The sequence below is a fragment of the Scytonema sp. NUACC21 genome (assembly GCF_054684315.1).
The window spans coordinates 1-19,738 of sequence record NZ_BAAFZH010000052.1 but is presented as its reverse complement, the minus strand read 5'-3'; the positions used below and the strand labels follow the sequence as shown (position 1 = coordinate 19,738).

General features: G+C 42.0%; 14 protein-coding genes. 8 read left to right on the top strand and 6 right to left on the bottom strand.

Features of this window, described 5'->3' with window-relative positions; translation table 11 throughout:
- Nucleotides 1–49: 49 nt before the first annotated feature.
- Nucleotides 50–1,240 carry a glycosyltransferase family 2 protein gene (locus ACYRY3_RS07025; RefSeq protein WP_460200987.1) on the bottom strand — a complete coding sequence of 397 codons (1,191 nt, stop codon included), beginning with the start codon at nucleotides 1,238–1,240 and terminating at the stop codon, nucleotides 50–52.
- 680 nt (nucleotides 1,241–1,920) lie between these two features.
- On the opposite strand from ACYRY3_RS07025, the gene ACYRY3_RS07020 reads away from it, so the two are divergent.
- The 3 genes from ACYRY3_RS07020 (at nucleotide 1,921) to ACYRY3_RS07010 (ending at nucleotide 8,133) form a co-directional block, all read left to right on the top strand.
- On the top strand, nucleotides 1,921–2,253 hold the full coding sequence (locus ACYRY3_RS07020) for a hypothetical protein (RefSeq protein ID WP_460200986.1): 333 nt from the start codon (nucleotides 1,921–1,923) through the stop codon (nucleotides 2,251–2,253).
- A gap of 351 nt (nucleotides 2,254–2,604) precedes the next feature.
- Nucleotides 2,605–4,098 (top strand): ferredoxin:protochlorophyllide reductase (ATP-dependent) subunit B, encoded by a 1,494-nt coding sequence (gene bchB / locus ACYRY3_RS07015; RefSeq protein ID WP_460201032.1) that lies wholly within the window; start codon nucleotides 2,605–2,607, stop codon nucleotides 4,096–4,098.
- Nucleotides 4,099–5,028: 930 nt separating this feature from the next.
- Nucleotides 5,029–8,133, top strand: a complete 3,105-nt coding sequence (locus tag ACYRY3_RS07010; RefSeq protein ID WP_460201031.1) for a plasmid replication protein, CyRepA1 family — start codon at nucleotides 5,029–5,031, stop codon at nucleotides 8,131–8,133.
- 404 nt (nucleotides 8,134–8,537) lie between these two features.
- On the opposite strand, the gene ACYRY3_RS07005 is transcribed toward ACYRY3_RS07010, so the two are convergent.
- Nucleotides 8,538–11,459, bottom strand: coding sequence for an NHLP bacteriocin export ABC transporter permease/ATPase subunit (locus tag ACYRY3_RS07005; RefSeq protein WP_460200984.1), 2,922 nt, complete (start codon nucleotides 11,457–11,459; stop codon nucleotides 8,538–8,540).
- A 192-nt stretch (nucleotides 11,460–11,651) separates the two neighbouring features.
- Between ACYRY3_RS07005 and ACYRY3_RS07000 the strand changes: the two genes are divergently transcribed.
- A complete protein-coding gene (locus ACYRY3_RS07000; protein ID WP_460200983.1) occupies nucleotides 11,652–12,065 on the top strand; it encodes an NHL repeat-containing protein in 414 nt (137 codons plus the stop codon).
- A gap of 295 nt (nucleotides 12,066–12,360) precedes the next feature.
- Here the strand turns inward: ACYRY3_RS07000 and ACYRY3_RS06995 are convergent, their stop codons facing one another.
- Nucleotides 12,361–12,528, bottom strand: a complete 168-nt coding sequence (locus ACYRY3_RS06995) for a hypothetical protein (RefSeq protein ID WP_460200982.1) — start codon at nucleotides 12,526–12,528, stop codon at nucleotides 12,361–12,363.
- Between the two features lie 312 nt (nucleotides 12,529–12,840).
- Here ACYRY3_RS06995 and ACYRY3_RS06990 point away from each other — a divergent pair, with 312 nt between their 5' ends.
- Nucleotides 12,841–13,392 carry a fatty acid hydroxylase gene (locus ACYRY3_RS06990; RefSeq protein WP_460200981.1) on the top strand — a complete coding sequence of 184 codons (552 nt, stop codon included), beginning with the start codon at nucleotides 12,841–12,843 and terminating at the stop codon, nucleotides 13,390–13,392.
- A 269-nt stretch (nucleotides 13,393–13,661) separates the two neighbouring features.
- Nucleotides 13,662–13,820 carry a DUF4351 domain-containing protein gene (locus tag ACYRY3_RS06985; protein ID WP_460200980.1) on the top strand — a complete coding sequence of 53 codons (159 nt, stop codon included), beginning with the start codon at nucleotides 13,662–13,664 and terminating at the stop codon, nucleotides 13,818–13,820.
- A 283-nt stretch (nucleotides 13,821–14,103) separates the two neighbouring features.
- Here ACYRY3_RS06985 and ACYRY3_RS06980 read toward each other — a convergent pair whose 3' ends face one another.
- The 3 genes from ACYRY3_RS06980 to ACYRY3_RS06970 form a co-directional block, all read right to left on the bottom strand.
- Complete coding sequence (locus ACYRY3_RS06980; RefSeq protein ID WP_460201030.1) at nucleotides 14,104–14,886, bottom strand: ABC transporter permease; 783 nt, start codon at nucleotides 14,884–14,886, stop codon at nucleotides 14,104–14,106.
- Between the two features lie 84 nt (nucleotides 14,887–14,970).
- Nucleotides 14,971–15,471 (bottom strand): MarR family winged helix-turn-helix transcriptional regulator, encoded by a 501-nt coding sequence (locus tag ACYRY3_RS06975; protein WP_460200979.1) that lies wholly within the window; start codon nucleotides 15,469–15,471, stop codon nucleotides 14,971–14,973.
- Between the two features lie 277 nt (nucleotides 15,472–15,748).
- Nucleotides 15,749–16,648, bottom strand: a complete 900-nt coding sequence (locus ACYRY3_RS06970) for a phosphodiester glycosidase family protein (RefSeq protein ID WP_460200978.1) — start codon at nucleotides 16,646–16,648, stop codon at nucleotides 15,749–15,751.
- 717 nt (nucleotides 16,649–17,365) lie between these two features.
- Between ACYRY3_RS06970 and ACYRY3_RS06965 the strand changes: the two genes are divergently transcribed.
- The gene (locus ACYRY3_RS06965; RefSeq protein ID WP_460200977.1) at nucleotides 17,366–18,376 is read left to right on the top strand and encodes a CHAT domain-containing protein; all 1,011 of its coding nucleotides are present in this window, start codon (nucleotides 17,366–17,368) and stop codon (nucleotides 18,374–18,376) included.
- A 48-nt stretch (nucleotides 18,377–18,424) separates the two neighbouring features.
- Nucleotides 18,425–19,738: NB-ARC domain-containing protein (locus tag ACYRY3_RS06960; protein WP_460200976.1), on the top strand; the 1,314-nt coding region annotated here is incomplete at its 3' end.

Below are 19,738 nucleotides of genomic sequence, written 5' to 3'. Positions count from 1 at the left end.
TTAGTGGTTGATTGTCTCATAACAACTAACAACTAACTACTAACTACTATCAATTCAACAACCCCATCTCTTGCAAACCTTGGCGCAGGCGCTTTGCCTCGTCAGGGTTTTGTTGTTCGTGAAGAGCGATCGCAGTTCTAAAAGCAGTTAAACTGTCTTGGACATAGCCAAGTTTTAGCAGTACAACTCCTAGGTTCTGAAATGCTTCGGCATATTTAGGATTTAACTGAATTGCTTTTTGATAAGCAATAATAGCGTCTTTGAACAAACCCATTGCTTTCAGTGTCATTCCCAAATTGTAATGTCCCACTGCAAAACCGGGATCTATTTTCAAAGCCGTTTCATAAGCAATCTTTGCACCATTTAAATCTCCAGATGCTTTGAACAAGTTACCAAGATTGTTATAAGCTCCTAACTTTAGTATCGGATAAATAGGCAACTTGATAGCCGCTTGATAATGAGCGATCGCTTGTCTGGTATTTTGCAAGCGACTGTAGGCAATGCCCAAATGATAATAGAGTTCGTACAAAATATCGTAGTTTTCCTCAGCAGAAGCAACTCCTCGCGCTAACAACTCGATACCTTGTATGATTTTCCCGTGTTCTACGTACAATGCACCCAATTTACTACAAACATAGGGATCGCTGGGATTTGCTTGCAGAAACTCTTCCATTGCTACTTGTGCTTTAGCAAATTTATTTTGCCGGTCTATTGCCTGCTTTTGATAACCCGTGTGTAAAATAGCAACTTCTTCCAAATAGCCAATTTGCCATTGTGATTCCTTACGAAGAAGTGCGGAGACACTGTCATCCACCAAAGCGTGATATGGGCGAGAAAAGGAAATTTCAGGATGCTTGCGGAATAAACGAGAAACTAAAGAGTATGGGGATTGTTCCGCACCTACTTCATGGCGAAGGAGGTTGATCAGGATATATTCTTCTCGTTGTATGGATTGTTTTAACTGGGGTACTATTTTCTGCGTCAGAGTTTCATCTGCGTCAAGTACAAGAACCCAATCACCCGTAACATATTTTAAAGCTTCATTTCGGGCAGCACTGAAGTTGTTACACCATTCAAAGTGATATACCTTGGCTCCGAATTTTTTCGCAATTTCTGGAGTGCTATCTGTTGAACCTGTATCTAACACTACCATTTCATCTACAACATTTCTAACACTGCCAAGGCATTTAGGTAATGTTGCTTCTTCGTTCTTGACAATCGTGCACAAGCTGAGTTTCATAATCTGTTTGTATCCAGACTTACTGCAAAGTAGAAGGAGAGCGATTGTCCGTATAGCAAGGGGTTCTTTCAGAAAGCCTTCCACCGTGCAAAAAGCACTCGTCAACCGCAGGAAGTGCGTCTGTGAAAGCAGAACCCGCATGGCGATCGCCCTAGCAATACTAATGCTAGATTTATAGCATCCTTCGGAAAGGAGCTAACTATCTCCTTGCCTTGGGTGCTTACTACCTCCTGTGCGATTTGCCGCTATGCTGTAGCGAAGCTATGGTATTTCGGTAGTTTTAACATTGAAAAATTATTTATATAGGTCAATTTAAAAAATGAACAAAATGCAGATAACCCAAGTAACTTCCTTAACACTAGTGCCAGATGTAAACTTTTTCAAAAAGATAGAAATTATTTAAATTTGTCTAAAATTAACAAACATTAGCATAATTATTTGCTAGCCTTTTCCAGTAGCTCAAACAGTGCTCATCAAAAGTATTGATCTAGGTGCATCCTAGCCCAAACAGCAAATACCTAGCTCAAGTAAAATCTCGGCTACACCTCCAAGCGATAGATGCTTGAGAATTAGGCAGCATGGTTCTATCACAAATCTTAATATTTAGACAGCACTGACTGACGTTATTGGGATATTCACCAAACGGAAATTTAGAATTTAGTAGCGAGAGACTAAAAGTTGTGAAGTACTTCTTTTTATCCGAAGGTTGGACAGTTGGTAGAGTGTGGGCATCTGATGGACTATGGCAGGTGTCCGCATGGCGTCGCCAACCAGATATTCACCGATTGAATATCTGTCTTGTTGAACAAAACGAAGTTCTGTGGCTTTACCAAGTTGAAGATACCGTTCTCATGGTAGAGGTAAAGCCAACAGCACAAGCACAAGTAGGAAAATCAGGTCAATCCATTGGTCAAGTTGTGCTGAAGCGGTTGATTAGCGCCGAACAGGTCATCGACCGTTTGGGGACTGCATCGGCTAAATGCCAACTACAGAGTATTGAGGCTGTAGTTTAGCAATTTAGAGAGAAATTCGGGTGCGTGGAAGCCAAAAGCCGAAAATTCCGCAGATCGGGCGTCAGTTGTCAAATTTTTACTGATAACTGACGCCCGGTAAGTTTAGTAACGTAAAGTACTGTCAAGCTACGTAAACCCATGTGCTTACACGCTTGCAAACAGCTCCATCAAAAGTTACACTTTTTTAAACATTCTCATTTTTGTCTTGGCAAGTGCGACTCTACGGAGTCATGCTGCAAGAGAATATATTCTAGTTGCTCAACCCCATACTGTCTGATTTATAAGGTCAAGTGGTGGATCGGTTCGAGCTCTGGTGATAACAAAAACTGAAAACTTGCTTTGTAAACAAAAATCATCGAGGAGGAGCGTAGTCGATGGGACTACCCTGGTACCGTTCATGCTATCATGCACGCACCACTGGGCGATGATTACTTCAACGTCATGCGCTCAATGTTAGAGCGGGAGAGAAACTTCACCCCGGTCACAGCCAGTATTGTTGACCGCAACGTCTTGGCACGCGGTTCACAAGAAAAAGTGGTGGACAATATCACCCGTAAAGACGCGGAAGAGCGCCCAGACCTGATTGTGTTAACTCCCACCTGTACTTCAAGTATTCTACAAGAAGATTTACAAAACTTTGTAGAGCGGGCAACGCTGGAAACTAAGTCCGATGTGTTGTTGGCGGATGTCAATCACTACCGGGTTAACGAACTACAGGCAGCCGATCGCACTTTACATCAAATCGTACAATACTACATTGAGAAAGCTCGCAAGAAAGGCGAACTTCCAGAAGGGAAAACGTCCAAGCCCTCGGTCAACATTATCGGTATTTCCACCCTTGGTTTCCACAACCAACACGACAGCACGGAATTGAAGCGATTGATGGCTGACTTGGGCATTGAGGTCAATGTCGTTCTTCCAGAAGGTGCTTCCGTTCACGAGCTGAAAAACTTGCCCCGCGCCTGGTTTAACCTCGTACCATACCGGGAACTAGGTATTATGGCAGCTAGTTACCTGGAAGCAGAATTTGGGATGCCCTATGTAGACATTACTCCTATGGGTGTTGTGGAAACGGCTCGTTGCATCCGCAAGATTCAGCAGGTGATTAACGCTCAAGGTGCCAATGTTGATTACGAAGAGTACATCAACGACCAAACCCTGTATGTTTCTCAAGCAGCATGGTTCTCCCGTTCTATTGACTGTCAGAACTTGACTGGCAAAAAAGCAGTGGTGTTTGGTGACAATACCCATGCAGCAGCCATAACCAAGATTTTGGCACGGGAGATGGGCATTCACGTTGTTTGGGCAGGAACATACTGTAAGTATGATGCTGATTGGTTCCGGGAACAAGTCAGCGAGTACTGTGATGAAGTCATTATTACCGACGATCATACCGAAATTGGCAATGCGATCGCCCGTGTTGAACCCTCTGCGATTTTCGGTACCCAGATGGAACGACACGTAGGTAAGCGATTGGATATTCCCTGCGGTGTTATTGCTGCGCCCATCCACATCCAGAACTTTCCCATTGGTTACAAACCATTTGTAGGTTACGAAGGCACAAACCAAATTGCCGATTTGGTTTACAACTCCTTCACCTTGGGAATGGAAGACCACCTCTTAGAAATCTTCGGCGGACACGATACCAAAGAAGTTATTACCAAGAGTATTTCCACCGATTCTGACTTCGCTTGGACTAAGGAAGCCCAGGCAGAATTAAACAAAGTTCCTGGATTTGTACGCGGTAAAGTGAAGCGCAACACAGAAAAATTTGCTCGCGAGCGGAATTTCTCTCAAATCACTCTAGAAGTGATGTACGCTGCTAAGGAATCCGTTGGGGCATAAGTTAATCGTAATCTTACCTTTGTGACCTTCGTGTCTTCGTGGTTACTAAAATATGTTTGAACCGCGAAGGCACGAAGATCGCAAAGAACTAGAAAATTCTTTCGTGTCTATTTCAGTGAGAAACTAGGTAAAGTCATTATTCATCCTAATGAATTGGAAACTGTAGCCTAGTACTGGAGAACTTAGGTATGGGATTGCGCTATTGCTGAACCCGATGAAGTGACGATAAGCACATTTATATACTGAAATTCATACTACATATATTTTCATAACTACTTGGATTTACGCCGATAATAACCTCTGACAAATGTTCCATCTTTACGTCTATAACCTTTAATGTATCTTTTTTCACCTAGACTATCAAGATATTTTTGGTCCTGCGCGTGGTTAAAATCATTTAAATATGACAAAAAAATAAAAAGTATCATCAAACTTAAACAAGTCATGAAATCGGAAGGATGGTTCTTGGCAAAATTATAAATTTGTGAATATATAAACTGCATTAATTCAATCATCTATTAACCTTGATTTTCTCTAATGGAAGTACTGATTTAGAGAGATATTAATCTTTAGTTTTCTTCTTTAGTTATGTTTTTATCAGTTACTTATTGCTAAAAAAACAGAGAAAATACTTAATAAAAATGGTGCTGCTCTGATTTCATCTTAAGTTTCAAGCTGTGCTTGGTAAGGTAGTAATAGAACGTATATTTACTGAATTGTGATAGTACATTTTGCGATCGTTAAAAGCATTCTTCTGTACTATTAATTTACTTATATAGAAGACAAGAACAACTTCTTCACGCTCGACCGATGTATCTTCTACTCCCCTGAATACAAAAGTGTCAGAGAACCTTCACAATCTCCACCTGTCAAAATCAGCGAATGCGTGGTAAGGTTTTAAATTCATCATCCTCCATGACTGCCTTACCAATGTATCTGTACGATTTACACAACCAGCACCTTGAGGAATTAGTCAATGATAGTGGTATAAATTTAGACATTGCTAAACTCAACTTTAAGTCACTTCAAGGCACAGCGGCTTATGAATATCTGTTAATTTCCGAACATCTACCTCGTACAAACACCGGAATGGTGAGAAGTGGGTGGTTGCAGCGTTATGCTCATATCACAGATGGTGGTTGGTGGTGTTCCGGGCTCGATCCATTGAACCATTGGAAAGCTATGGAGTGGGGGTGCTTTAAGCCAAACCAACCCCGACTGAATGAAAATCAAAAATCCATCAAGTACGAGCATCCCCCCAGTACGCCAACACGAATCTTTTGTCTGCGGGTACCACTTCATATCTGGCAGCAAGTGTCTGGGCGTTACAATGTGGCTATGCCCGATAGTCTGAGCATCAACTCTTATGGCGAAGCAGAAGGCTTTTGGCAATGGGTGATGGAAAGGAATGTACCCGTAATTATTTGCGAAGGTGTCAAGAAAGCAGCAACACTGTTAACACAAGGGTATGCAGCTATAGGCATTCCTGGAATTACAAGTGCTTACCGCGTTGTCAAAGATGAGTTTGGCAAAGTAATTAGTCGTCAGCTGATTCCCGATTTAGGGGCATTCACTATCACTAAGCGTACATTTTATATTTGCTTTGATTTTGAAACTCAACCAAAGAAAATTGTAGCTGTAAATAATGCTATCGCTCAACTAGGTTTTTTATTACAAAAAAGAAATTGCCCCGTTCAAGTTGTCGAACTTCCAGGAATGGAGAAAGGAGTAGATGATTTTATCGTTGCTAAAGGTGCGAGTGCTTTTGAGTCTCTTTATCGCCAAAGCATTGATTTAGAAGTTTATCTTGCTCATAGTAAGCCACACACTGAATTAACCATTCCTCCTACCCTAACGTTCAACCGTCCCTACTTGGGCGAAATACCTTTTCCATCTTCTGGATTAGTCGGAGTTAAGTCTGCAAAAGGAACGGGAAAAACTACAGCACTGCAAACTGTTGTCAAGGAAGCAAAAAGTAAAAATCAACCAGTCTTATTAATTACTCATAGAATTCAATTAGGACGATTTTTGTGTGAAAAAATCGGTATTCAATGGGGGTTGGGAAAGGAGGAGAGGGAGATTTATCAACCACACTCCCCTACCCCCTACTCCCTGGGACTATGCATTGATTCTATTTGGAAACTCAATCCTCAAGATTGGCAAGGGGCGATTATCATTTTGGATGAGGTCGAACAATCATTATGGCACCTACTGAATAGCAGTACTTGTAAAGATAAACGTGTCAAAATTTTAAAAAGATTTCAGGAGTTAATTTCAACCGTACTCAAGACAGAGGGATTAGTTATAGCTCAAGATGCCGATCTATCAGATGTTTCATTGGAGTATTTGCAATCCTTGGCTGGAATTAAAATAGATCCTTGGCTTTTGGTTAATCAGTGGAAACCAAAGCAAGGTTGGAATACGACCTTTTATGATTCTCCAAATCCAACTCCTCTGATTCATCAGCTTGAATTAGATTTAATGACAGGATATAAATGTTATGTAACAACTGACAGTCGCTCTGGACGTTACAGCTGTGAAACAATTGAACGCTATCTTAAAGAACGTTTAGCTAGATTACAACACAAGTTTCCCAACACTCTAGTTATTAGCAGTCATACAACTAATACTCCCGGTCATGCAGCAGTTGATTTTGTAGCATCTATTAATCAGAAAGTTGCTGAATATGACACGGTTTTTGTCACGCCTAGCTTGGGTACCGGAATTAGTATTGATGTTCAACACTTTGACCGAGTTTATGGTATTTTTCAGGGAGTTATTCCTGATTTTGAAGCACGACAAGCATTGGCAAGAGTACGCGATAATATACCCCGCTTTATTTGGTGTGCCAAGCGAGGAATTGGTTTAATTGGTAGTGGCAGTACAAATTATCGTTCTTTATCATGTTGGTATCAGGAAAATCAAAAAGAAAACTTAGCTTTGCTGAGCCCGGTACACAATATAGATGTTGATTTACCATTAGTGTACGACCCTATTCATTTACGAACATGGTCAAAATTAGCTGCAAGAGTAAATGCTTCCATCACCTTCTACCGTCAATCGATGAAGGAGGGTTTGATGGCAGATGGTCATCAAGTTTCTATGCGAAGTAATGATACGCAAAAGAATATTATCCGGGATTTACGCTTTGCATTTTTAGCGACCGATCCCAAGGACTTATCCACTCGCAAAAGATTAATTTTGGAAATCTTCAAGGTACAAAAAGATTGGGCGCAAAGCCGTAAGAATACACAAGAAATTAATACTAAAATTAGGGAAATTAAGCGACAGAATCAATTGGCATTGGCAACGGCTGTAGCTAATGCACGGGATATCGATCGCTTGGAATACGAACAGCTTTTAGGGAAACATTCCCTGACTTATGAGGAACGTCACAAAATCAATAAATATATTCTGAAACAAAAGTATGGTATTGAAGTGACTCCACAATTAAAGTTACGGGATGATAAAGGATATTATTGTCAATTACTATCGCACTACTATCTAACACACGAGAGTGAGTACTTTCATCTCAAGGATAAGCAGGAATGGGAACGACAATTATCTTGTGGTGATGGTAAAGTTTTTCTGCCAGATTTGAGAAATTACACTTTAAAAGTAGAGGCATTGAGAGCATTAGGAATACTCAAGTTTCTAGAACCAGAACGAAAGTTTACCGAGCATGATGCGGATTTGATTTTGTTAAAAAATATTGCGTTTCAATGTAGTAAACATATTAGAAGAACAATAGGTATTAATTTAGTTATGGGAAAAGGGAGCGTTTCTGCTATAAAAATCCTGGAACGGTTACTGCATTTGTTGGGTTTAAAGTTGAAGCGGGTCAATGATGTTTATCAAATTGATACAGCAACGCTCAATGATGAAAGGCAAGAAATATTTGCTATATGGCAACAACGCGATGAGTTGATGTTGTTAAATATAAGTGGTATACAAAATGGAATGGCTAATACTCCCCTGTCTGGGAGGCTCGACCCGGCAAAAATGAGTCCGACTGCGGCAGGTTATATGATATAGAAACTTGTTGGTTGCTAATAGCTTTGTTTGCGATCGCCTAGTAAGGTAAAATTAGTAACTTCAAGTCAGCGAGCTAAAGACTGCGAAACCCAGTGGCAAACCTTAGAAGAAACTACAAATCCGATACATTTTCGCTAACGATTTCCAACACACGTTAACAAATACTCAAGTCAAGATTCTCTCTTAACCAGGGCGTATCAACCAATGCACGAAGGAAAATCCAAACTCGCTCCCCCTCTCCCTCTCCCCCCCTCTCCCCCTCTGCCTTAATGATAAGTCTTTACCCGGACATGATATGAGAGGTACATTTGATGAAATGTTGGGTTTCGTTCCTCAACCCAACCTACGAAATCTTTGTGCTCTTTGCGTCTTTGCGGTTTTTTGATTTTAGATGCCTGATGCCATCATAGTTGTTGACGTCGTATAAGTTGGCTAAACAGTCCCCCTTGAGATGCAAGTTGCTGGAAATTTCCCTGTTCTACAACTCGGCCATCTTGCAAAACGTAAATGCGGTCGGCATTGCGAATGGTGCTGAGACGATGAGCAACAACGATACGGGTAACATTGAGCTTTTCTAAACTTTCACTCACAATTGCTTGAGTTCGATTGTCCAACGCACTGGTTGCTTCATCAAAAAGCAGGATTCGGGGACGCAGCGCCAAAGCACGGGCGATGAGTAAGCGTTGCCTCTGTCCGCCAGAAAGGTTACTCCCACCTTCACTCACGACGGTATGCATCCCCATTGGCATTGCTGCGATGTCTTCCGCAAAACCAGCCATTCTTGCTGCTTCCCAGGCTTCATCCATTGTAATTAAAGCACTACTAGCAATGTTTTCAAAAATAGAGGCGGACATTAAGCGGCTATTTTGCAGCACTACACCTAACTGACGGCGCACTGCATGAACGTCCAATCCGGCAAAATCTTGCCCGTCATAATAGATAGTGCCAGCTTCTGGAGTATCAAATCCCAATAACAATCGAAACAGGGTGGATTTACCGCTTCCAGAAGGTCCGACCAGAGCAATAAATTCTCCTGGTTTTGCTTGTATACTGACGTCATCAAGAGTGAGAGGACCATCAGTTCGATAGCGGAACACGACGTGTTTAATTTCAACTCGTCCGGAGAGACGACCGGGGTCTGTTTTACTGGTATCAACTTCAGGGGTTGCTTGGAGAATTGGTTGGGTACGTTCCCACAGGGGTAAAACTTCTAAGATGTCTACAACTGTGGTGCTTAAGCTAGTGGCACCGCTGATAAATGTTCCAAATGCAGCATTAAAGGCAAGAAATGTACCAGTGGAGAAGGCACCGCCATTGGCTTGGGAGTTTTGGAGTAAGCTTGTGGCGCATGCAAAAATGACTGCAGGAGTTAATGCAGATAAGATATTGTTAATTACTGCAAGATTATCTTCAATCCCCTGGGAACTCAGCATAAGTTGTAATTGATGGCGGTATTGTCTTCCCCAGTAGGCAAATGCTCTGGCTTCTGCACCAGCAATGCGGAATTTAGCCACACCGTTGATGATTTGCACCATCATCCCAAAGAGTTTTCCTTGGAGGTTGAGCAAGGGACGAACTTTGCGTAAGGTCAAAATACCGGAAATGATGGTAACTCCAATGTTAATTACAGCAACAAGTGTGGCTATGAGTGCCAATGGAACGCTGTAGTAAAATAGCAATCCTAAATTGAGCAAGGCAAACAAACTGGAGAAGAAACTTTTTAGAAGGGTGTTGCTGAGTTTTTGACGAATCTGGGTGATGACACTGACGCGGGCGCTCAAATCCCCGATGGAATATTGGCGAAAAAACGATGCTTTGAGGTTTAAGAGTCTGTCCCACACTGCAGCTTGAGTTGAAGTGTCAGCAATTGTCTCCAACCTCATGATGGCAATGGCTTGGGTGACTTGAAATAGGGTTGCACCCAGTGCTGTTGCTAATAAACCGCAAGCAACCTGTACCAGCAACAATCGATCTGCGTCTGGAATTGCATGGTCGATAAGGATTGCTGTTGCTTGAGGGGTAATCATACCCAGTAATGTTGTGACAAGTCCAGCAAGCAGAACTATGAAGAGTTCTTTGAAATGTCCGCGCAGTGCAAACTGAAATAGAGATAGGAAGTTTCGCGGTTTTTGGGGTAATGGTCGGTAAAAGGTGTAGGCTGTTGGGGAGATTGTTGCAGCTGTTTTGCGATCGCAAGACGTTCTGGTTTGTTGGATGGGGTCGATGATTTCGTAACGGGTTTCAGAAATGGGTAGTATTGCTACGGGGCGGTTGTCTTCTGAGGTATAGGCTAGTAAGGGACCGCTATCTTGCTGCCACCATTGGTCTCGCAACGTAATGCGTCGGATGCGGATGCGAGAAGCACGGGCGATCGCTTCTAAGGGGTCGCGAACTCGTCGCAAGTCTTCGGAGTTGCCGGGAGGAGAAATTGTAATTCCTAGGACTCTCCCTACCGCACCAGCCGCAATCATCAGTGCTTCTTCGTTATTGAGGGGTTGCTTGACAGCAGAGCTTTTATGTGTATCGGCTTCAAAGATGGTGGCAAAGTTGTCTAAGGTGTTAGCAATTGCTTGGTTGTTGAGTTGTGCCCGTTGTTGGAACCGCACCAATTCCTGCTGCGTTTCTTGCGCTTCCAATCTCTGAATCGCAAGCATGACATAGGTTTGCAGGTGATTTAAACCCTCTAATAGCAAGTTTTTATCAATTTCCTCGCTGTAGAGGATATCAATTTCAACAATATCGACAGCTTGCAACCATAAGTGTGATTCTAAAGGAATTCTTCCTATATTGGATGCAATTTCTAAGCTATCCAACCCCAACAAATTTGCACATCCCTGCAAAACCCTTACCCAAACAACTTTTCCATGTGATGGTTGAAATACTTCTTTGTTTGCCAAGACACCACAGCCCGTTGGTGGTAATGGTGTAGGTAAAGTGGGTGAAATTATCCCCGATACTACAGAACCCAAGCGATAAACCCAACGTTCAATTTGGTCAATGGCTGTTGTGTCTCCCACCATCCTCTGATAGAACTGGGTTTTGGAAACTTGCAATAGTTCCGTTTCCTCTAAAGCCACTGCAAGGATTTGATGCTGTCCGTCCACAGACGACACGCTAGCAGAAAACATCGCTTCCCCTGCTTTTACGGTGAATAAGAAGCGTCGCTTGCCTTTGGGAATGCCGCGTTCTACATTGATAGCAAACAGCGCTAAAGACCCAGATTTGACAAGCCAAATTGTTTCGCGATCGTCAAGTAACAGGGGTTCATTGCCTTTGAAAAGATAAACGTCTTCAGGCAAACTTGTAAGATTGTGTTCAGCCAACATTCTTCCGTCTCCTTTTATCAGACAGCACTACTCCCTAGGCTATGCAAATGACTATTTCTTGGAGGGGTTAGCATATGCAGATGGCAATGTGGGATGATGTGCGATCGTCCTAAAACACAGCTCAATTGGCAGCAATGTCGATTACCTATAGGGCTGTGAAAAGGTCGTGAGATAAGCATTGCGTAGGTTGGGTTGAGGAACGAAACCCAACATTTACAGTACATTTCTACAACAGGGAGAAGATTAGATATTACACAGATTACGACTCGTGTGACTCAAGATTTTTCAGCAATGGCATTTGATTCTCAAGGTAAGTTGTATGTTTTAGACACTTTGAATGAACGCTTATTCACGGTAGATCCAAATACTGGTAGAGTTTTCACTGGTGTTAATCTGAACATTAAGTTAGGTCCAGGTGCAGGCATGGATTTTAATCCAGCGACAGGGCAATTGTTAGTTGCAGATGGAGAAGTTTTGTCTCCATATTTTGGTGCTAGAACTGCAAACATTAAAATGTACACCCTGAATCCCCAAACTGGTAATTTATCTTTAGTTGGTGTTTTATTTAATGCTAGTGATGGGTTAGTCGGACTAACATTTAGGTAAGCAAAATTTGATTGCGGCATTGGATATTAAAGATGCTGTGTTCAGCCTTGATTCTTTACCTGTTTGTACTGTTTATAGAGGAAGTTTTAGCGAATCGCAACTGTTGAATAGGTTGAGTCAAGGTTCATGCGATCGCTCTTTGAATCTGTGAAGCGCAATGGCAATGAGAGATACAGTTAATATCAAGCCAAATGTTTTTAAGAGACAGCACTCTCCTTAGACAAAACCACAAAAATAGAAAATGGCAGAACCAACACGTGAGCAATTTGGAGCAATCTATATAGTCTGCTACTCTTCATTCACTCCACGGCTTCAAACTCCTGCGTTTGACCAACACTTGCTTGCTGCTTAACAATTCTACCCTATCGCCACCGCCCGTTAGCACCCTACTTGCTTGCCGTATGACAATGCTGGAACATCCTGCTGTCCTGGCTTCGGGTTTCTCATTTTCTGGATTGTTCAATCAACTGGCTACGCATTAACACTTGTTTTTACAGAGATAAAAGGGTAAAACGTAGCTGTCGTCTGCCTCTCACCCTTCTAAGCATGTGACTGCCCGACGACTGACCCTGGAAATTTTTTTAAAAACATCACTTAGCCGATAAAAATACTGTAGTATTTATGAGAATGAACTAAGACTTCTGTTTAAACAAAATTATTTACAGGTTAATTCCTGTTTAAGCAGCTTGACAAAGTTCATGTTTATGCTAGTAAACTCAGTTTGTTCTTCTCAAAAGCTATCTAAACCCTTCCATGCTTAAAATGAGGATGACACATGCTTAAGGCAATCGCGTGTGCCGGGATACTCCTTGTAGTTGGAGACTTCCTTTCGACTTTCTGCTATCACATACCGGAACATATTTTTGGTAGCCTCCATTTACAAACTCACCACTCCTACAAAAAGCACTTTCACCATTATGCGATTCTGACACTCAATCCCCTAGTTCTTCTAGATGGGATATTGGGTGCGTTGCCGTATTTCCTAATTGCAGTCGTTTTATGGTACTTTTCCCCTAATGGTGTTGTATGCGGATTACTATTTGGTCAGTTTCACGTGTGGTGGAGACACACAAGTATTTTGGGTTGGCAAACTCCAAAGTCAGTAGAGCTTGTGTGTCGAATTCTTTTCATCACAACTCCAGAAAGACATTGGCAACACCATCATAAAACTCACGAGAGTTACGGTGATATCTTCACATTCTTTGAACAGCCAGCTAAAAGTTGGTTCCGCTTACTACGTTTGTTAAGAATTCGTTTCCCACAATTACGGTGGCGGGGAACAGCCTTTGTCTTGCCATCACACTCGACCTGTTCGACACTCAAGTAACCTACTCAAAGGCATCGGCAATACTGCTATCCCCGACCTCAAAAGACAGCCGTAGTTGCACAAAGCCGACTTTATTTGTACTGTTTATAGAGGAAGTTTGAGCGATAAGCCAGGTACGGCTTGCGCCAAAGCGATCGCAATTGTTGAATAGGTTGAGTCAAGGTTCATGCGATCTGCCGCTGTGCTGTAGCGAAGCTATCGCTCATTTCTTACTAAAGAAATTTTCAGCTATAATTACTCCTTTCCCGCCAGAAGATTACCTATTTATAATGAACCGCAAAGACGCAAAGGACACGAAGAAATTCAATTTTTTTAGTCGCATTCAAACACTTGAAATCACGCACTTAGAAACCCTTGGTGAGGCTTTGTTAGATTTTCTAGCGATTGAGGATTTACTTAACTGGTTGGAAGTAAATCAAACAGCATAAGTAAGATTTGCGAGTTGCGAGGGCGTTCACGCAGCGTGCCGACGCTCGTTGGTATACAACCGTTCGCCACTACAAATGTAGTTTATTTATTGTAGTGTCAATTTCATGTCGATAGTTTTCTATAGCTTCGAGCATTTGCTCAAATTGTGGGTCATATCATGTCCGGGTAAAGACTTATCATTAAGGCAGATGGGGAGATGGGGAGAGGGGGAGATGGGGAGAGGGTTTTCCCACTAACTACTAACCACTAACCACTAACCACTAACTACTAACTACTAACCTCCTAACTAGAAGCACTAGTATAAAACCGCAGTGCAAACCGCCAGAATCTAGTGGAAACAAAAAATAGCACCAACGCCAAGACTCCTGCGCCGAGTATCCAAGAGGGTTGAGTTCGTCCGAGCATTGCTTCTGCTGGTATAGTTGTTAAAAAAGCAACTGGAACAACAAAGGTAAAGAAAAAGCGAAAAGCAGCAGGATAGGCTACCATTGGATACCTGCCAGCTTCTAACAATCCCCGCAGCACCTCAGTGACATTGTAAATTTTTACAAACCAAATGCTAGTTGCCCCTAGCATAAACCAGAGGCTGTAAAGAATGATAAAGCCAAAAAATAGGGGAATTGCACTGACAAGATAGTTATTTATTCCGAACCCGAGTTTTTTTCCTGCATAACCAATTATGATGCCGCCAAAGATAACATCCGGCAATCCCCAAGGGGATATTGTGTGGGTGGAGAGCCAAAACTGACTGCGGATGGGCTTGAGTAGAACAAAGTCTAGAGTACCTTCTTGTACGTGGCGGACAATTCGACTTAGGTTTGGGGCGAGAAAGGTTGCGGAAAAACCTTGCAGCAAAGTAAAAACCCCCAAGACTAACAAAGCTGCTTCCCAGGACCAACCAGCAAAGCGGTAGTTGTTACCGTAAAATAAGAACAGTCCGAAGATACTACCTGCCATATTACCTAAGCTACTCAATGCTGCTATGAAGAAATTGAGGCGGTACTCCAGTTCAGCAGCTACAGCAGCACTCCAAAATAGTGTTATGACTTTCAGGTATCTATTTATCACGACCGGACACGGGTTTATGAGAAAGAAGTTACTATTCCCTAATTATCTCATTGCCACACTCTACTGAAACAAAAGTTCTGTTTATTCCCGTCCGTCTACTAAATCGTCAGTTGCTTTTTCTGGCAAAGTTTGTTCAAAGACGTGCTTTAACAAAATCAATCCTTCCTCTATTTGTAGAATTTCCTCTTCTGAAAGGTTATTCAGGAGGTCGGCAATGTAAGCGCGAGTTTGATTGCGAGCTTGTTGAAGGTGATGCTTACCCGGTTCAGTCAAATTTAGAACAATGCGCCGTCGTTCTTGAGGGTGGTCGTTACGATGCACATAGGTACGCTGTACAAGTCGTTCAATGGTTGCTGATGCTGTAGCGCGAGTGACTCCCAAGTGTTCCGCTAAATCAGAGAGTGAGGCACCGGGGTTGCGATCTAAAAATGCTAGTGTCCGGAATTGAGGAACGGATAGTGTCGTGGAGCCGCGATCCCGCATTTGCGATCGAATCGCTCTCATGACCAACGGAATTGTCTCCATCACCTTAGCCGCACAATCTTGCGAAGTTGTTTTTTGAGAAGTTTGCTCTAAGCCCATCTGAATATTAATTTTCCTTCTCTCATATATATTGATGTAGGCGTTGCATCTCTAGTCTATAAATAACGATTTCTTAACTTATTCTCATGTAGGTAGGGCAATGCCGCACATCTCTAAGTGTATTCAGTATTGCGAATCACTGTGGTTAGTTTACATACTGACTCGTGGGTACAATTGTCCAGAGATAAAGGTCAAGACGACGACTGCAAGCAACAGAACACCAAAATCCAATGGATACCCATATGTGCTGGTACCATTAAGCCTTATATTTTGATTTTCAAAGAGATTTCTGAACCAGTAAAACTGATTTCACAGGTCGCTTTACTGGATTACCTTCTAAATCCACTTTGCCGTAGAAAGTTTTGCCATTGTAATGAAAAGAAGAAGAACTTCCACCATCTAAGTTCATCGCTTTTTCAGCACCCAAACTTTTCATGAATTTTGCAAGAGTAGGCAATGACATTCCAGAGTTCGCAGGAGCTTCTGGATTTTGAGCTATCATGACCAAAATAACACCACCATCACGGGTAATACCTACAGCAGTTCTAGCATTAGGTTGATTGCTGCCCAAAGCGTCTCTGGATTTGGCGGAATCTACAAACCCCTCTTCTTCTAAAGTGAGTTCTGGTAATAGCTGGGGTCCCCCACCTAAAACATCAACTAACTGGCAATCCGTAGGTCGTGAAGTGGTGTGAAAAGTAATGTCATAACGAAGGTTTTGACCGCATTGGTAACGTCGGAATTCTGTACGATTAAAAATTTTGTTGAGGTAAGGTTTTAAGTTGGGATTGTTAACCAGCCGCTCATTAATCCTCGGATCGGCGACTAGTTTCCCTTGAATAACAATATTTGATGTCGTTTTTTGGTTATTTGGGTCAAAAAAACCACCGTTTATAGTGGCGATCGCTTGATACTTTTGAGCAATTTTTTCTACAGTTTCTAACTTTTCTGATAGTGCAGGTGTAACTAAAAATTTCCCTTGAGATGGAATTAACAAAATATGGGCTTCACTTTGCCCTATAGTGCGTCTTTCATACCGTATAGTGTTTTCTGATAATGAAGTTTTTTTTGGTATAGTTGCACCTCCTAATACAGAGTGTTGTGAGGAACGCCAAACAAATATCATTAATATGCCTACGCTGGTCAGCGTCCCTAACAACAGCCAAATTTTTCTCATAAAAAACCTCAAGGGAGTTTGGAAACCCAGCAGCTAAAATATAATTATAAGAGGCTATTTATAAAGCAGGGCTATTTCATTCTAACTGTAGGAGCTTTGTGGTATAATGAGGCGCGTTGATAGGCAATGTGCATTTACATACCCGAAATTAGAATGAAATAGCCCTGCATTCAAGGGTTGGGGGTGCAATGAAATTTCAAGACTTTGAGCCATGTAGTCAACGAAAATGCCCTTTCGTAGAATTGAAGAATTTGGGATGAGTAGAATGAAGTGGTTGCATCCAAAGACTGTGCAAGCTTAAGTCGTATCGCCTATCTGCTTTTACTCTAGCAAGAAACTTTTTCTGGATATTCAGAAAAAAGTCAGTTCATTGACAAAAAAGGCATTTATTTGGCTCTAAGCAGAGCCAGAGGTGCTGCACTTGGGGCAAGCAACACTCGCGGATTATTTTTCCAGAGGTTGGGTTAAACCCGTGTTGGCATCCACTTTCTACACGGCAACCAAGCGCTAAAATTTTCTCGCTTGGGTCATTATTGAAGCTTTGCAGTTGCGATCACTCTCACGTAAGATGGGACAAGCTAGCGATATTCCTGCATAAGTTAAGCTTAATTTCATCTATTAAATATAAGAATTATCTTGCCAACTTTCTGGCTACCTCATATTCTGTCTAATATGTCAACGCGTAAGTACTAACCCCAGCCCTTTCTCCAAGCGCTTATGAGTCACAGCCCGCGTGTCAAAACAATCCTGATTCTGACTGCAATTCCTCACGGTTTGCGCTTGTATCGGGAAATTCGCTCAATTGAAGAAGCTATCCGCCGCGCTGCAAAGCGAGATTTATTCAAGATTACGCTCAGGACTGCTGTCCGCCCGACTGATATTCGCCGCGCTATTGCAGAAGAACAACCGCAAATCGTCCACTTTTGCGGACACGGGCTAGAAGATGGCAGCTTGCTGTTAGAAGATGACTCAGGAGAAAACAAGCCCGTCCCAGCAAAAGGACTAGCATCACTGTTTCAGTTGCACGCAGATTATGTACAATGCGTACTGCTTAATGCCTGTCATTCTGCCAAACCAGCTATTGCAATCAGTGAATCTATTAATTATGCGATTGGGATGAATCAGCCTATTGGAGATAAGGCTGCGATCGCATTTGCTATTGGGTTTTACGATGGATTGGGCTACGCAACTCCAGATAATCTTGATGTGTTTCAAAGGGCTTTTGAGGAAGGTAAGGTTGCAATTCAACTAGAACATCTACCTGAAGCGCAAATTCCAGTTATTAAAACAAAAACCAAAGATAAATCATATAAATCAATGGATATACCTTTGCTTGTTAAATTTTTAGCGCCCTGTCTGCCATTTCTACTGAATGTGGGCAATAAGGCATTGGAAGGTGCTTCCGAGAAACTTGGTGAAGATGTATGGAATAAAGCCAAGAATATTTGGGGTAAGCTACAACCAAAGGTGGAGGCGAAGGAAGCTGCTATTGAAGCGGCGGTGGATGTAGCAAAAAATCCAGAATTGGAGGATTCCCAAGCTGCTTTGCGTCAACAACTCAAGAAAATCCTGGAAAGTGATTCATCTCTAGCAGCAGAAATTGCCAAGATTTTTGCAGAATCGGCAGTAAAACCAACAGGTGACAATATTCAGATGAGCGGTAAGTCCTACGACCAAAGTACCTTTAAGCAAGTAGGGAAGATTCAAGCAGACAAGGTTGATTTTTAGTAGGAGTAAATTGTCACCATCCCCTGTAAATTATGTTTGTTCTCAGCAATGGTAGAAGTAAAAAACTCTAATCCTTCAGATAATTTCAACCTTGAAGCAACTGCCCACGAACAGGGTCAAGTAAATCAAGTAGGGCAGATAAGAGCACATACGGTAATTTTTGGGACTGCACAACGAGCAGACAAACCTTTCCAAGCACCAGCTTTACCAAGTAATTTTGTAGAACGTCCCTTACCCCAACAAGCGGTAAAAGCAGTTTTACTGGAGCAAGAAGCTTTTCATCAAGGAACTTTAGTTGTTAGCGCCATTTATGGATTGGGTGGGATTGGAAAATCAATATTAGCTGCGGCTATAGCCCATGATCCGGATGTTAAAGCTTATTTTACAGATGGGGTTTTGTGGGCAACTTTGAGTAAAGAACCCGATTTGTTGCAATTATTAAGTAGTTGGATTCAGGCTTTGGGAGACAACAACTATAAACCAATTAAACCAGATGATGCAAAAAGACACTTGCAGACATTACTTTATGATAAAAAAGTCTTGCTGGTGGTAGATGACGCTTGGAATCCAGAACACGTTGAATATTTTCAAGTTGGAGGTGCTGGGTGTCGAGTACTTGTAACCACAAGAGAGGCTGTGATATCTGGGGCTTGCCGCTATGATTTGGACGTGATGACAAGGAGCGAATCGCTCAAGCTTCTAGAAAGTCAACCACAGGCGAGGCAACTTACTCAAGCAGAAAAACAGCAGGCAGAACTTTTAGCAGAAACGGTTGGTTATTTACCCTTAGCATTAGAATTAGCAGCAGCGCAGATAGCAGATGGAATAACGTGGGAAGAATTGTTAGAAGATTTAAGGGCAGAAATAGCTCATTTAGATGCACTTGATTTATTTGTAGACTGTAGTAGTGAAGAAAAACGTAAAAAGTATTCTCTGAGAGCTTCTTTTAATCTCAGCTTGAATTCTTTAACTCCAGAATTAGTACAACAATTTGCTTGGTTTGGAGTTTTACCAGAAGATGTGGTATTTACCCATGCAATGGCAGCAGTGCTTTGGGGTGTTAATTCTAGACAAGCTTTGACAATATTACGTCAATTACGGTCTAAAGCATTACTGCAAATGGAAGCAATTCAGTTTGACAAAAAACCAACTTACAGGCTACATGACTTAATGCATGATGTAGCTGTTGGATTACTTAGAGGAGAGAAAGTTCCTAATCAACCAGGATTAGTACCAGGCTTGGGATTCAGTTTACCTGCCGCTCATTCGGCGTTATTAGACCGTTATCAAGAAAAAACTCAATCAGGGCAATGGCATACGTTACCAGCTGATGGTTATATTCATGCTCATTTAACTTGGCAT

Excerpts from the sequence above, each read along its gene's own strand:
- ACYRY3_RS06985 (WP_460200980.1), top strand. The coding sequence starts at position 13,662 with ATGAACCGCAAAGACGCAAAGGACACGAAGAAATTCAATTTTTTTAGT.
- ACYRY3_RS07010 (WP_460201031.1), top strand. The coding sequence starts at position 5,029 with ATGTATCTGTACGATTTACACAACCAGCACCTTGAGGAATTAGTCAAT.
- ACYRY3_RS06990 (WP_460200981.1), top strand. The coding sequence starts at position 12,841 with ATGCTTAAGGCAATCGCGTGTGCCGGGATACTCCTTGTAGTTGGAGAC.
- ACYRY3_RS07005 (WP_460200984.1), bottom strand. The coding sequence starts at position 11,459 with ATGTTGGCTGAACACAATCTTACAAGTTTGCCTGAAGACGTTTATCTT.
- ACYRY3_RS06970 (WP_460200978.1), bottom strand. The coding sequence starts at position 16,648 with ATGAGAAAAATTTGGCTGTTGTTAGGGACGCTGACCAGCGTAGGCATA.
- ACYRY3_RS06965 (WP_460200977.1), top strand. The coding sequence starts at position 17,366 with ATGAGTCACAGCCCGCGTGTCAAAACAATCCTGATTCTGACTGCAATT.
- ACYRY3_RS06975 (WP_460200979.1), bottom strand. The coding sequence starts at position 15,471 with ATGGGCTTAGAGCAAACTTCTCAAAAAACAACTTCGCAAGATTGTGCG.
- ACYRY3_RS07025 (WP_460200987.1), bottom strand. The coding sequence starts at position 1,240 with ATGAAACTCAGCTTGTGCACGATTGTCAAGAACGAAGAAGCAACATTA.